This is a genomic window from Rhizobium sp. 01L410 (assembly GCF_056400165.1).
In genome coordinates, this window is the sequence record NZ_JBFTST010000004.1 from 269,468 (window position 1) to 282,527 (window position 13,060).

Below are 13,060 nucleotides of genomic sequence, written 5' to 3' on the forward strand. Positions count from 1 at the left end.
ATTAGTCCTCGCGGCTCGCCAGACGGGCGGCAAGGCGGCGCTGGGCGGCAACACGGCGGCGCCAGATCTCGTTGCGCATCGCCATGATGTGCAGCGTGAAGAACAGCAGCGTGAATCCGATGGCCATGACGAAGAGCGGGCGCAGGAATTCCGGATCGATTGCTGGGCCGTCGAGGCGCATGACGCTTGCCGGCTGGTGCAGCGTGTTCCACCATTCGACCGAGAATTTGATGATCGGAATGTTGACGAAGCCGACGAGGATCAGCACCGCGACGACACGTGCAGCCTTCGACGGATCATCGATGGCGCGGTTCAGCGCGATCAGGCCGAGATACATCAGAAAGAGCACGAAGACGGATGTCAGGCGCGCGTCCCAGACCCACCAGGTTCCCCACATCGGCTTGCCCCAGAGCGAGCCGGTGACGAGCGCGAGCAGGGTGAAGGCGGCGCCCAGAGGTGCTGCGGATTTCGCAGCGACATCGGCCAGCGGGTGGCGCCAGACGAGTGTGCCGATCGCCGAGATGCTCATGACGGTATAGCACATCATCGCCAGCCAGGCCGAGGGCACATGGATATACATGATGCGGACGGTTTCGCCCTGCTGGTAGTCGCCCTCGGTCGCGAAGCTGAGATACAGCCCCACGGCCAGACAGAGAGCCGTGATGCCAGCCATCCAGGGAATGATGCGTTGTGCCAGCGCCAGGAACCGCGTGGGGTTCGCGAGGTCGCTGAATTTGCTGATGGCAAGGCTTGTTTCGCTCATGAGCGGTTCTTTACCTTGAACGGGTACTTCCCGCAATTGATGCCGGTCAACGCCATGATCAATCCGACGTGTTTCTGAGTGCCAGCGCTGCCGCTGCCGGGCCGATGACCGCAAAGAACAGCGTCAATGCGATGAGAATAAGGAAGGGCGGCAGGAAGGGTGCCGGATCCTCGACGGCCGCATAGCTGGCGCTGACGCCGAAGATCAGCACTGGAATGGCGAGCGGCAACACGAGGATCGAGACCAGCAGCCCGCCGCGCGGCAGGGCAACCGCGACGGCTGCGCCGACGGCACCGATGAAGGTGATGGCGGGCGAGCCGACCAGCAGCGTCAGCATCGTGGCGCCGATCGCCGTCTCGTTCATGTTCATGAAGAGGCCGAGCAGCGGCGAGGCGATGACCAGCGGCAGGCTGGTGGCGGTCCAGTGGGCGAGGCATTTGACGAGGACGGTGAGCACCAGCGGCGTTTCCTGCATCAGCAGAAGATCCAGCGATCCGTCGTCGCGCTCGGCCTGGAACAGGCGGTCGAGGCCGAGAAGCGCCGATAGCAGTGCGCCGATCCAGACAATGGCTGGGCCGATGCGGGAAAGCAGGTTGAGATCGGGGCCGACGCCGAAGGGGATGACGGCGACGACGGTGAGAAAAAACAAGACGCCGATGAGCGCGCCGCCGCCGGCGCGGATCGAGAGCTTCAGGTCGCGGAGGAAGAGGGCGGTCATTTGAGGTGGTTCTCGTTGCCGGTTGAGCGTGGAGTACCCCCCTCTGTCCTGCTGGACATCTCCCCCTCAAGGGGGGAGATTGGCTGGGCGTGACCGCTCGCTCTCTTGTCACTATTTTGTTGGGCCGCCGCAACAGGTCGATCTCCACCCTTGAGGGGGAGATGCCCGGCAGGGCAGAGGGGGGTGGACACACGGTAAAACCTCATCCCCACACCCCCTGATCCACCGCGGCAAACCCGCTCATCCGCAATTCCCTTGCATTCTCCAACCCCAGCGGCTGATGCGTCGCGGCCAGCACGATCCCGCCCTTCTTCTGATGCGCTGCAATCAGCGCCGCAAACATCCTGTCCGCACTCGCATCGAGTGCTGCAGTCGGTTCATCCAGGATCCACACAGGGCGGTGGGCGACCAACAGTTTGGCGAAGGCGAAGCGGCGTTGCTGGCCGGCGGAGAGATAGCCGAAGGGGAGGTGGGTGATGCCGGGGAGGCCGACGGCCTCCGCGGCCTCCATGATCGGCAGTCCCTCGCCACCGGAAGCGTTGCCGAGAAAGTCCTGCCAGAAGGCGAGATTTTCGGCGACCGTGAGCTCGCTTTTCATCGCGTTGCGGTGGCCAAGATAGTGGCTGATTTCGCTGGCGCGATGTTCTGAAGAGCCTTGCGAATCAGTGAAGCGGACGCTGCCGGTTTCGGGCCGCAGAAGTCCCGCCATGACACGCAGCAAAGTGGATTTTCCTGATCCATTTTTCCCTGTCAAAACCAGTGCTTCGCCGGCTTCGATGCGGAACGAGATATCCTTGAAAATCAGGTCTTCGCCGCGGCGTGCTGAGAGATTTTCGGCAGTCAGATGCATGGCGTTTCCGTTGATTAAGATTTTAGTCATCGCGACGCAAAAAATGTCCGAAATGGGCCACGCAGTATCTGGCACCCTTCTTAGAAATTATCTATAAGACCCGCAACCACGCCAGCGGTCGGCGTGAACTTCATCCTTGCGCCGAACATGGAATATTCTTTCCACGTGCGGACAGCGGAAATGGCCGTACCCGCATCCTGATGTGCATTAAGTGCATAGGCGTTCGCACGACTGTGTTGGCTATCAGAAACGGGGTATCTCGTGTCTAAGTCTCTTGACAGCTTCAATTGTCGCTCCACCCTCACTGTCGATGGTAAGGACTACGTCTATTACAGCCTTCCCAAGGCTGAGGCGAATGGTCTTCCGGGCGTTTCGAAGCTTCCCTATTCGATGAAGGTTCTGCTGGAGAACCTGCTGCGCTTCGAAGATGGCCAGTCGGTCACCAAGGAGCACATCCTCGGCGTTGCCGAGTGGTTGAACAACAAGGGCACCGTCGAAAACGAAATCGCCTATCGCCCGGCGCGCGTGCTGATGCAGGACTTCACCGGCGTTCCCGCCGTCGTCGACCTCGCGGCAATGCGCGACGCGATGGTTTCGCTCGGTGGCGACCCCGAGAAGATCAACCCGCTGGTTCCCGTCGATCTCGTCATCGATCACTCCGTCATCGTCGACGAATTCGGCACGCCGCAGGCTTTTGCCAAGAACGTCGAGCTGGAATACCAGCGCAACGGCGAGCGCTACCGTTTCCTGAAGTGGGGCCAGCAGGCATTCAAGAATTTCCGCGTCGTTCCTCCGGGCACCGGCATCTGTCACCAGGTCAATCTCGAATATCTTGGCCAGACCGTCTGGACGAAGGAAGAGGATGGCGAAACAATCGCTTATCCGGATACCTGCGTCGGCACCGACAGCCACACGACGATGATCAACGGTCTCGGCGTTCTCGGCTGGGGCGTTGGCGGTATCGAAGCCGAAGCGGCCATGCTCGGCCAGCCAGTCTCGATGCTCCTGCCTGAAGTCATCGGCTTCAAACTCACCGGCAAGCTCAAGGAAGGCGTTACCGCGACCGACCTCGTGCTGATGGTCGTGCAGATGCTGCGCAAGAAGGGCGTCGTTTCCAAGTTCGTCGAATTCTTCGGCCCGGGCATGGACAACATGCCGCTCGCCGACCGCGCGACGATCGGCAACATGGGTCCGGAATATGGCGCGACCTGCGGCTTCTTCCCGGTTGACGGCGAAACCATCAACTATCTCAACGTTTCCGGCCGCACCAAGGAGCGTATCGCGCTCGTCGAAGCCTATTCCAAGGCTCAGGGCATGTGGCGCGATGGCGATGGTTCCGACCTCGTCTTCACCGATACGCTCGAACTCGACCTCGGCGACGTCGTGCCTGCCATGGCCGGCCCGAAGCGTCCGGAAGGCCGCATCCCGCTCGAAAACATCGCTGCCGGTTTCGCCGGTTCGATGGACGCCGACTACAAGAAGCCGGGCCAGCTCTCGAACCGCTACCCGGTCGAAGGCACCGATTTCGATCTTGGTCATGGCGACGTCGCCATTGCGGCGATCACCTCCTGCACCAACACCTCCAACCCGTCGGTTCTGATCGCTGCCGGCCTTCTCGCCCGCAACGCCGTTGCCAAGGGTCTGAAGACCAAGCCGTGGGTCAAGACTTCGCTCGCACCTGGCTCGCAGGTCGTTGGCGAATACCTGGCAAAGTCGGGCCTTCAGGCTGATCTCGACAAGCTCGGCTTCAACCTCGTCGGCTTCGGCTGCACGACCTGCATCGGCAATTCCGGCCCGCTGCCGGCGCCGGTCTCGAAGACGATCAACGACAAGGGTCTGATCGTTTCGGGTGTGCTTTCGGGCAACCGCAACTTCGAAGGCCGTATTTCTCCTGACGTTCAGGCGAACTACCTCGCTTCCCCGCCGCTCGTCGTCGCCTATGCGCTTGCCGGCACGGTCCAGAAGGACCTGACCAAGGAGCCGATCGGTGAAGATCAGAACGGCAACCCGGTCTATCTGAAGGATATCTGGCCGACCTCGCACGAGATCCAGGGGTTCATCCAGAAATACGTCACCCGCGAACTTTACGAGACAAAGTACGCCGACGTATTCAAGGGCGACGTCAACTGGCAGGCCGTTCAGGTCCCTCCGGGCCAGACCTATGCCTGGGACGACAACTCGACCTACGTTCAGAACCCGCCGTATTTCGTCGGTATGGGCAAGACCGGCACGGGCATCTCCGACATCAAGGGTGCGCGCGTTCTCGGTCTCTTCGGCGACAAGATCACCACCGACCACATTTCCCCGGCCGGTTCGATCAAGGCGGCGTCTCCTGCCGGTGCCTACCTCATCGAGCACAATGTCGGTGTTGCTGACTTCAACCAGTACGGCACGCGCCGCGGCAACCATGAAGTCATGATGCGCGGCACCTTCGCCAACATCCGCATCCGCAACCACATGCTCGGCCCGAACGGCAAGGAAGGTGGCTACACCATCCATTACCCGTCGAAGGAAGAGGAATCGATCTACGACGCGGCCATGCAGTACAAGTCAGAGGGCGTTCCGCTCGTCATCTTCGCGGGTGTCGAATACGGCAACGGCTCGTCGCGTGACTGGGCTGCGAAGGGCACCAACCTGCTCGGCGTCAAGGCCGTCATCGCCCAGTCCTTCGAGCGTATCCATCGCTCGAACCTGGTCGGCATGGGCATCATCCCGTTCGTCTTCGAAGAAGGCACGACCTGGGCAAGCCTCGGCCTCAAGGGCGATGAAATCGTCACGATCGAAGGTCTCGAGAACATCAAGCCGCGCGAAAAGAAGATCGCCAAGATCACCTACGGCGACGGCTCGGTGAAGGACGTCCCGCTGCTGTCGCGTGTCGATACGCTCGATGAGGTCATCTACCTCAACAACGGCGGCATCCTGCAGACGGTTCTGCGCGACCTCGCTGCTTAATTCTTAAGACAAGCACATGATAATCGCCGCCGGGGAGCAATCTCCGGCGGTTTTTCTTTGCGGGGACGGGGCTCACGGCGATGTGTTCCCGGCGTGGCGGCGGGCGGGGATGTCTCACCCCTTCGTTACTTCCCGTTTGGAACCGGAAGGATTATCTCTACGGTCGTCAATCAGGCCGCGCGGCCTTCGTTCGCCCGATGTCCTGGATAAAGAGGTTGCAATGTCGCCGCGTTTTTTGATTTCGCTGATTGCCGGTCTGGTGCTCGCAGCACCACTTCAAGCCGAAGACGGCAAGCCGAAGGGCGTCGTTGAACTGTTTACCTCGCAGGGCTGCTCATCCTGTCCGCCTGCCGATGCCGCATTTCGCAAGATCGTTGGCCAGGGCAATGTGATCGCGCTCGCCTATCATGTCGATTACTGGAACTATCTCGGCTGGACCGACACGCTGAGTTCCAAGCAGAACACCGAGCGTCAGTACGGCTATGCCCGCATGCTCGGCCGCAGCAACGTTTACACGCCACAGGTTGTCGTCAACGGCCGTGATCATATGACCGGCTCCGATCTCTCGGCGATCAACGGCAAGATTGATGGTTTTTCGACCGACGGCAAGGGACTGAATGTCCCTATCGATGCGCAGATGCGGGGCGATGAGCTGGAGATCAAGATTGGCGCCGGCCAGGGGAAGGCCAATGTGGTGATGGTCTATTTCGACAAGGAAAAGACCATCGACGTCGAGAAGGGCGAAAACAGCGGCCAGAAGATTTCCTATATCAACAGCGTAAGCGACATTGAAACTGTCGGAATGTGGGACGGAAAGGCAACAAGCCTGACTTTACCTGCAACGGTTCTGCAAAAGGCCGACCTTGAAGGCTGTGCAATCCTGTTACAGGCTGCTACGGCTGACGGTGATCCGGCCGCGATCCTGGGCGCAACCGTCGTCATGGCCGGGAAAAATATCTGAAAGTTTCATCCGTTCAGGATGGAAAACGGGGCGGCCCGGCTAATCGTATTCGGGGCTGGGGTTAAGGTCGATACGCTCAGCCGGGCCCTTTGGCGCGCTGGCGCCAAATCGGTGAGCGGAATTTCCCCTGCAAATGAGGCGCTGTTTTGACTGAATTGCGGCGCTCAGGAGATTGCATAGCATATGCTTAATGTGATGACTGGCCGCACTTGCAATTTGCGGCGGGTCGGGCAAACTGTCACTCTCCTGTCATAAGCGAGAGGCCTTGGGAGACTGATGACAGATCAGCCGGATTTGCGGCATGGCGATCACCGTTCCGCCGACAATAGTTCCTCAGTCGTCGTCGATCTTAAAGAATACAAGCAGAATAAGGATCCGTTGCCGGTGACCTTTCACCGGCGAGAGTTGGATGCGATCCTGTGGATCTACGGCCGCATGGTCGGCGAGGGCGAGTGGAAAGACTACGCAATCGACCACATGAAGGACAAGGCGGTGTTCTCCGTCTTCAAGCGCTCCGGCGAAATGCCGCTCTTCACCATCGAGAAAGACCCCAAGCTTGCCAACAAGCAGGGCGCCTATTCCGTCGTCAACACCAACGGCATGATCCTGAAGCGCGGCCACGAGCTGCAGCAGGTGCTGAAGGTGTTCGACAAGGTGCTGAAGCTCGTCGACAAATAGCCGTCAGCCCTTGTAAAGGGTGCCTGGATAGACCGAGGGGTCCGGATCGGTATCCGTTCCCTCGCCCAGCTGCCGCTGCATGAGCATGGTGTCCAGCCAGCGGCCGTGCTTGTAGCCGGTACCCTTGAGCAGGCCGGTTTCCTCGAAACCCAATGAACGATGCAGCGCGATCGATGCCGGATGGGCTCCGCCGATCACGGCGACCATCTGCCGGAAGCCAAGCGCCGTGCAGCGGGCAATCAGTTCCCCGAGCAACGCCTTGCCAACGCCCTTTCCCCGGGCCTCCGGCGCCAGATAGATCGAATCCTCGACCATCCATCGGTAAGCCGGGCGGGTGCGGAACGCGGATGCATAGGCATAGCCCAGCAGCACGCCGTCTTCGTCAATGGCGGCGAGATATGGGTAGCCCTGGCCCGTTATGGCAGCCAGCCGCGTGGCCATCTCCTGGCGTTCCGGCGGGGCAATCTCGTAGCTGGCGACGCCTGACAGCACCGCCTCACGGTAAATCGCGGTGATGGCATCGAGGTCGGAGATGGCGATATCGCGGAGATTAACGGTCATTGGGCGGCCGATGTCTGGAATGGGATTCAGGCTGAAAACCATCCGGCGCGAGATTTGGCAACAGGAAAAGCGAATAAGGATATCGGGACCATGCAGGGCACTTGCCTGCCGCCGTCGTGATTGTGCCGCTGCCTTCTGTTCCGGTAAGCCGGAGATGACAGCCGTGTGGCGGCCAAGGCCGGCGAGTTGACCGAACCCGCCGGAGCTTCTAGAGAACAGCTTTCGCGGAACAGGCCTTTGCGTCAGGCGGCAGATCGGCCGCATGCGTCAGCCATGGAGAAACGCCATTATCAAGATTCTGGTTTTGCTGCACGCCGCCGTCGGCATTGATTGGCAGTCTCTCCCTGAGGGCACCAGCCTGAAGACCTTGAACGAAGCCGAGGAGAAGGGCTTTATCGAGATTCGCGGCGAGTTCCAGAAGCGGCAATTCCGCCTGACGAAGCGCGGCTCCGACCATGTTGCGCTCGACCGTCGGCGCCTGGCGGCACGCAAGCTTTAAGACGCGCAAGGCTGGCCGTTATTTGCCAGCTGCGTGACCACAGCGCCCAATCCACACTCCGAAAAACAAAACCGCCCGCAACATCTCTGTTGCAGGCGGCTCGGTTGTCTCGCATTCGGCCAGACGGTCTGGCCGTCAACAGTTCCGTCTTACTTGCGGTTACCCATGAACTGCAGAAGGAACATGAACAGGTTGATGAAGTCGAGATAGAGCGTCAGCGCGCCCATGATCGCCTTGCGGCCCATGACCTCGGCACCATCGGCTTCGTAGTACATTTCCTTGATCCGCTGCGTATCGTAGGCCGTCAGGCCGGCGAAGATCAGGACGCCGATCACGGAGATCGCGAACTGAAGGGCAGACGAGCCCAGGAAGATGTTCACGACCGACGCGATGATCAGGCCAAACAGACCCATCACTAGGAACGAGCCCATGGCCGAGAGATCACGCTTGGTCGAATAACCGTAGAGCGACAGTGCACCGAACGAGGCGGCGGTGATGAAGAATGTCTGCACCACGCTCTGGCCGGTGTAGATCAGCAGCAGAGACGAGAGCGACAGACCCACCAGCGCGGCGTAGATCCAGAAGGTGGTCTGCGCGGCCGAAACGCTCATGCGGTTGATCCGGAAGCTCAGGAAGAACACCATGGCCAATGGAGCCAGGATGACGACCCACTTCAGCGGGCTCAGATAGATGGCCTGGCCAAAGGCGGTCAGCTGACCGTCGGCAAAGGCGAATTGGAATGACAGAAATGCGGCTACACCCGTTATCGCCAGACCCAGCGCCATCAGGTTGTAGACCTTGAGCATATAGGAGCGCAGCCCCTGGTCGATCATCTCGCCAGTCTGCGTCCGGCTTTGGTAGTTACGAAGGTCAGCCATAGTTTCCTCTTACAAGCTCCGATGTGAATACGGTGTCGGGCTTTGCGACCCGGGCGCCGCTGCGGAGCTCCAGCATGCCTGCGGTCAATATGAGGCTTTCGCCCTTTGCAAACAAGGCCCTTGCAACCGGCGGCGGGGTTAAATCGCCGTAAGGTGAAGCTATTTTATTGGGCGCTGCATTACCAGTGCCAGCCCTAGAGCTCGCGCAGAACGGGTGCCGCCTTCTGGCCGAGGATGCGCCAGGTTCCGATGAGGCCGATCCCCACGGTCAGCACCAGGGCGGTGACGATCGTCAGACCCGCGACATCCGGGAGGAAGGCGGAGGGTAGCCGCATGATACGGCTGACGATGAACCATGCTGCCACGCCGCCTGCCAGAAGGGCGAAGATGGCGGTGGCCGCACCGAGCATCAGATACTCGTAACTGAAGGCGCGGATGAGCATGGCGCGCGTTGCACCCAGCGTTTTCAACACCACCGCATCGTGCGTCCGGGCCCGGTTTCCTGCGGCGAGCGCGCCTGCCAGCACCAGGATAGAGGCAATGAGTGCGACCGAAGCCGCCGCGCGGATCGCGGTCGCAAGCTGTCCGACCAGCTGGTTGACGATATCGATCGCATCCTTGACGCGGACGCTTGTCACCGTCGGATAGGTGTTGGTGACAGTCTTCAGGATCGCTGTCTCTTCGGTCGCGCTTGCCGAGGGATCGGTCAGCGTTGCCAGCCAGGCATGCGGGGCGCCACGGAACGTATTCGGCGAAAAGACCATCACGAAGTTCAGCGACAGTGATTCCCACTGGACCTTGCGCAGGTTGGTGATCCGCGCGGTGATGTTTCTGCCCAGCACGTTGACAGTGACGGTATCGCCAATCTTGAGGCCGAGTTCGCCTGCCTCTTCGGCGGAAAAGGAAACCTGCGGCTCGCCGCTGTAATCCTTTGGCCACCAGCTGCCCTCTGTGAGTGCAGCATTCTCGGGGATGTTTTCGGAATAGGTGATGCCGCGGTCGCCGCGCAGGACCCATTGCCCTGCCGGCGGCACCTTGCGCTTGGTGACGTCTTCGCCGTTGAAGGCCAGGATGCGGCCCCGCAGCATCGGCACTTCCACCAGCTTGCCATCAGGCGCCTGCTGCTTGATCAGGTTGCGGAAGCTCTCCACCTGGGCACTCTGGATGTCGACGAAGAAGAAATTCGGCGCGCCGCCTGCCATGCGGCCAGTCAGCTGCTGGCGCAGATTGCCGTCGATCAGCGTCAGCGTTACCAGGAGCGCCAGCCCAAGGCCCAGCGAGAGCACGACAGAGGGCGTCAAGGCGCCGGGGCGGTGGATATTGCCGATTGCCAGACGCAGCGCCGGCGAACTGACGCGCGGGCTGCGTTTTGCCAGCCAGGCGATCAGGGCGGCCACGGCGCGCAGAATCACGAAGGCGAAGACGATGGCGCCGACAAAGACGACGGCGATGAAGCGGTCGTAGGCGGTGACGATCGCCAGCCCCGCAAGTGCTGCCATGAAGACGCCGGCCAGCAGGATATAGGGCCAGGAGGGAAGGGCACGGGCTTCGAAGCCCTGTTCGCGGAACAGAGCCGTTGCGGGAACTTCGCGGGCATGCCCCAGCGGCAGGATGGCAAAGGCCAGCGTCGTCAGGATGCCGAAGACAGCGGCCAGCAGCAGCGCGCCCGGATAGAGCGCCGGTGCCGTCGAGACCGGCAGGAACTGTGCCAGGAATTGGGCGGCGATCACAGGCGAGATGGCGCCGAGCGCCAGACCGATCAGGATGCCAGCGAAGGCGATGATGGCGATCTGGAACAGATAAACGAGCACCACGACCGACGCGGGCGCGCCAAGGCATTTGAAGGTGGCGATCGTCGTCCGCTTGGAGTCGAGAAAGGCCCGGACCGCGTTGGCAACGCCGACGCCGCCGACGATCAGCGCGGTAAGGCCGACCAGCGTCAGGAACTGCGAGAAACGGGTGATGTTCTCCGTCAGCGATGGCGCAGCGCGGTCGCTGGTGCGGATCGACCAGCCGGCGGAAGGAAACTCCTTGGCGGCGCGGTCGCGCACCGCACCAAGGTCGCGGGGATCATCCAGCTTGATCTTGTAGGCGTGCTCGACGAGGCTGCCGGTCTGGATCAGTCCCGAAGCCTGCAGCGCGGCGCGGCTGACGATCAGCCGTGGCGCGAAGCCGAAGCCCTCGGAGAGCGCGTCCGGCTCTGTCTTGACGGTTCCCGTGATGCTGAGCGTTGCGTTGCCGAGCAGAATTTCGTCGCCGACGACAAGGCCAAGGCGCTGAAGCAGAAGTGGAGCCGCGACCGCGCCGTAGGTGCCGCTCTGGTCGGAGAGCAGGGCTGCCAGCGGATAATCGGGCTCCGACTGGAACGTGCCATAGAGCGGATAGGCGTCATCGACGGCCTTGACCTCGACCAGCGCCTGGTCGGAGCCGTCAGGTTTTCTTGCCATCGAGCGCAGGCCGGTCGAAACCGAGACCTTGCCGAAGCCGCGCAGGAAATTCATCTCATCCGGCGATGCCTCGCGATTGTTGAGCTCGAAGCGGACGTCGCCGGCAAGAAGTTCCTGCCCTTGTGACGCGATGGTGTCGGTAATCGAGGTCGAGACGGAATTGACGGCGGCGATTGCGCCGGTGCCGAGCGCGATACAGGCGAGGAAGATGTAGAAGCCCCTGAGGCCGCCGCGCAGCTCGCGAAGCGCCAGGCGGAAGGCGAGTGACGCGCGCGGCGTGATCAGGGTCATGCGAGGACTGCCGCAGACTGGCGCGCCGGGCTGTCGCTTTCGATCTTGCCGGAGCGCACCCGGATCTGCCGCGAGCAGCGGCTGGCGAGCGCATTGTCATGGGTGACGAGTAGCAGGGTCATGCCGCGCTCGGCCTGCTTGGCGAACAGCAGATCGGCGATCTGGCGGCCGGTCTCGGTGTCGAGGTTGCCGGTCGGTTCGTCGGCGATCAGGAGGGCTGGAGACGGCGCCAGCGCCCGGGCGATCGCCACGCGCTGCTGCTCGCCGCCGGAGAGCTGGCCCGGATAGTGGTTCAGCCGTTCGCCGAGACCAACGGAGCGCAATTCGCGCTGGGCGATCTCGAACGGGTTGGCCACGTTGGCAAGCTCGAGGGGCACTGCGACATTCTCGAGCGCCGTCATGTTGGCGATCAGGTGGAACGACTGGAAAACGATGCCGATGTTCCGACCACGGAAATCGGCAAGCTGATCCTCGCTCATGGCGTGGAGCGGCGTGTCCTGAATGTGGATTTCGCCGCTATCGAGCCTTTCCAGACCGGCAAGAACCATCAGCAGCGTCGACTTGCCGGATCCCGATGGCCCGACGATGCCGACGGATTCGCCGGCCTCGATCGTCAGGTCGATGCCTTTCAGCACGTGGACCGACGCCGCGGCGTTGCCCAATGTCAAATCCGCGTGCTTCAGCTCTATGATGGTTTTTGCCAAAGAAAATAGCCCTATATAAATCCCAAAGACTTCGACAATTTAGGGAAAGCGGAATGAGATTTAAAGTTGGCCTGCTTCACATCGCTGTCATTGCGGGCTCTCTGCTTGCCGCGACACTGGCAAATGCCGCGACAATCAACCTCGTTGGCTTCGGTGATAGCCTCATGGCCGGGTTCCAGCTGCCGCCGGGAGACGGCTTTCCAGAGAAGCTGCAGGCCGCACTCAAAGCGAAGGGCGTCGATGTCGCGATCACCAATGCCGGCGTTTCCGGCGACACCTCCACCGGCGGGCTTGCGCGGGTCGACTGGTCGGTTCCCGACGGAACGAGCGGCGTCATCCTCGAGCTTGGCGCCAATGATGCGCTTCGGGGGATCGCGCCCGAGGAAACCGAGCGAAACCTTGATGAAATCATTGCCCGGCTAAAGAACAGAGGTATTCCGGTCCTGCTTGCCGGCATGATCGCGCCGCCGAACATGGGGGCGGACTATGCTGCTCGGTTCAATCCCATCTTCGAGAAACTGGCGCAAAAACATCAGGTTCCGCTCTACGCCTTTTTCCTCGATGGCGTTGTGCTAGACCCCAGCCTTAAGCTTGAGGACGGTATGCACCCTAATTCCAAGGGAGTGGATGTCATGGTTCAGAAGATGGAACCGGCTGTCACAAATTTCATCGGGACGATTTCTACTGTGAAGAAATAGGGGCTTGCGCGGCTCACCATTGCGTGATTCCGTGTTAGCACCTGCAAAAGATTCGGGGAG

Annotated in this window: 12 protein-coding genes; 5 read left to right on the forward strand and 7 right to left on the reverse strand. The window is 61.2% G+C overall.

The features are described from left to right. Position 1 precedes the first annotated feature (1 nt). The 3 genes from AC1DV9_RS10990 to ccmA all read right to left on the reverse strand — a co-directional run bounded on the left by AC1DV9_RS10990 (position 2) and on the right by ccmA (position 2,331). Positions 2 to 763: a heme ABC transporter permease gene (locus AC1DV9_RS10990; RefSeq protein WP_112517784.1), complete on the reverse strand. Its 762-nt coding sequence runs from the start codon at positions 761 to 763 to the stop codon at positions 2 to 4. Positions 764 to 821: 58 nt separating this feature from the next. After that, positions 822 to 1,481 (reverse strand): heme exporter protein CcmB, encoded by a 660-nt coding sequence (ccmB, locus tag AC1DV9_RS10995; protein ID WP_112385831.1) that lies wholly within the window; start codon positions 1,479 to 1,481, stop codon positions 822 to 824. A gap of 202 nt (positions 1,482 to 1,683) precedes the next feature. Continuing rightward, a complete protein-coding gene (ccmA, locus tag AC1DV9_RS11000) occupies positions 1,684 to 2,331 on the reverse strand; it encodes a heme ABC exporter ATP-binding protein CcmA (RefSeq protein WP_477947986.1) in 648 nt (215 codons plus the stop codon). A gap of 261 nt (positions 2,332 to 2,592) precedes the next feature. Between ccmA and acnA the strand changes: the two genes are divergently transcribed. From acnA to AC1DV9_RS11015, 3 genes are all read left to right on the forward strand, one after another. Continuing rightward, complete coding sequence (gene acnA, locus AC1DV9_RS11005) at positions 2,593 to 5,283, forward strand: aconitate hydratase AcnA (RefSeq protein ID WP_477947786.1); 2,691 nt, start codon at positions 2,593 to 2,595, stop codon at positions 5,281 to 5,283. Between the two features lie 220 nt (positions 5,284 to 5,503). Next, positions 5,504 to 6,244, forward strand: coding sequence for a DUF1223 domain-containing protein (locus tag AC1DV9_RS11010; RefSeq protein ID WP_112385827.1), 741 nt, complete (start codon positions 5,504 to 5,506; stop codon positions 6,242 to 6,244). Between the two features lie 276 nt (positions 6,245 to 6,520). Further along, positions 6,521 to 6,922 carry a DUF2794 domain-containing protein gene (locus AC1DV9_RS11015; protein WP_112517780.1) on the forward strand — a complete coding sequence of 134 codons (402 nt, stop codon included), beginning with the start codon at positions 6,521 to 6,523 and terminating at the stop codon, positions 6,920 to 6,922. A 3-nt stretch (positions 6,923 to 6,925) separates the two neighbouring features. Here AC1DV9_RS11015 and AC1DV9_RS11020 read toward each other — a convergent pair whose 3' ends face one another. Then, positions 6,926 to 7,483 (reverse strand): N-acetyltransferase family protein, encoded by a 558-nt coding sequence (locus AC1DV9_RS11020; protein ID WP_477947988.1) that lies wholly within the window; start codon positions 7,481 to 7,483, stop codon positions 6,926 to 6,928. A 262-nt stretch (positions 7,484 to 7,745) separates the two neighbouring features. Here AC1DV9_RS11020 and AC1DV9_RS11025 point away from each other — a divergent pair, with 262 nt between their 5' ends. Next, positions 7,746 to 7,982, forward strand: a complete 237-nt coding sequence (locus AC1DV9_RS11025; RefSeq protein ID WP_477947787.1) for a hypothetical protein — start codon at positions 7,746 to 7,748, stop codon at positions 7,980 to 7,982. Positions 7,983 to 8,131: 149 nt separating this feature from the next. On the opposite strand, the gene AC1DV9_RS11030 is transcribed toward AC1DV9_RS11025, so the two are convergent. The 3 genes from AC1DV9_RS11030 to AC1DV9_RS11040 form a co-directional block, all read right to left on the reverse strand. Then, positions 8,132 to 8,860 carry a Bax inhibitor-1/YccA family protein gene (locus AC1DV9_RS11030; protein ID WP_112385825.1) on the reverse strand — a complete coding sequence of 243 codons (729 nt, stop codon included), beginning with the start codon at positions 8,858 to 8,860 and terminating at the stop codon, positions 8,132 to 8,134. Between the two features lie 194 nt (positions 8,861 to 9,054). Next, positions 9,055 to 11,598 (reverse strand): ABC transporter permease, encoded by a 2,544-nt coding sequence (locus AC1DV9_RS11035; RefSeq protein ID WP_477947788.1) that lies wholly within the window; start codon positions 11,596 to 11,598, stop codon positions 9,055 to 9,057. Then, positions 11,595 to 12,302: an ABC transporter ATP-binding protein gene (locus AC1DV9_RS11040; RefSeq protein WP_310296354.1), complete on the reverse strand. Its 708-nt coding sequence runs from the start codon at positions 12,300 to 12,302 to the stop codon at positions 11,595 to 11,597. The genes AC1DV9_RS11035 and AC1DV9_RS11040 overlap by 4 nt, the downstream gene beginning before the upstream one ends. 53 nt (positions 12,303 to 12,355) lie before the next feature. On the opposite strand from AC1DV9_RS11040, the gene AC1DV9_RS11045 reads away from it, so the two are divergent. Then, the gene (locus AC1DV9_RS11045; RefSeq protein WP_112385822.1) at positions 12,356 to 13,000 is read left to right on the forward strand and encodes an arylesterase; all 645 of its coding nucleotides are present in this window, start codon (positions 12,356 to 12,358) and stop codon (positions 12,998 to 13,000) included. Positions 13,001 to 13,060: the final 60 nt, after the last annotated feature.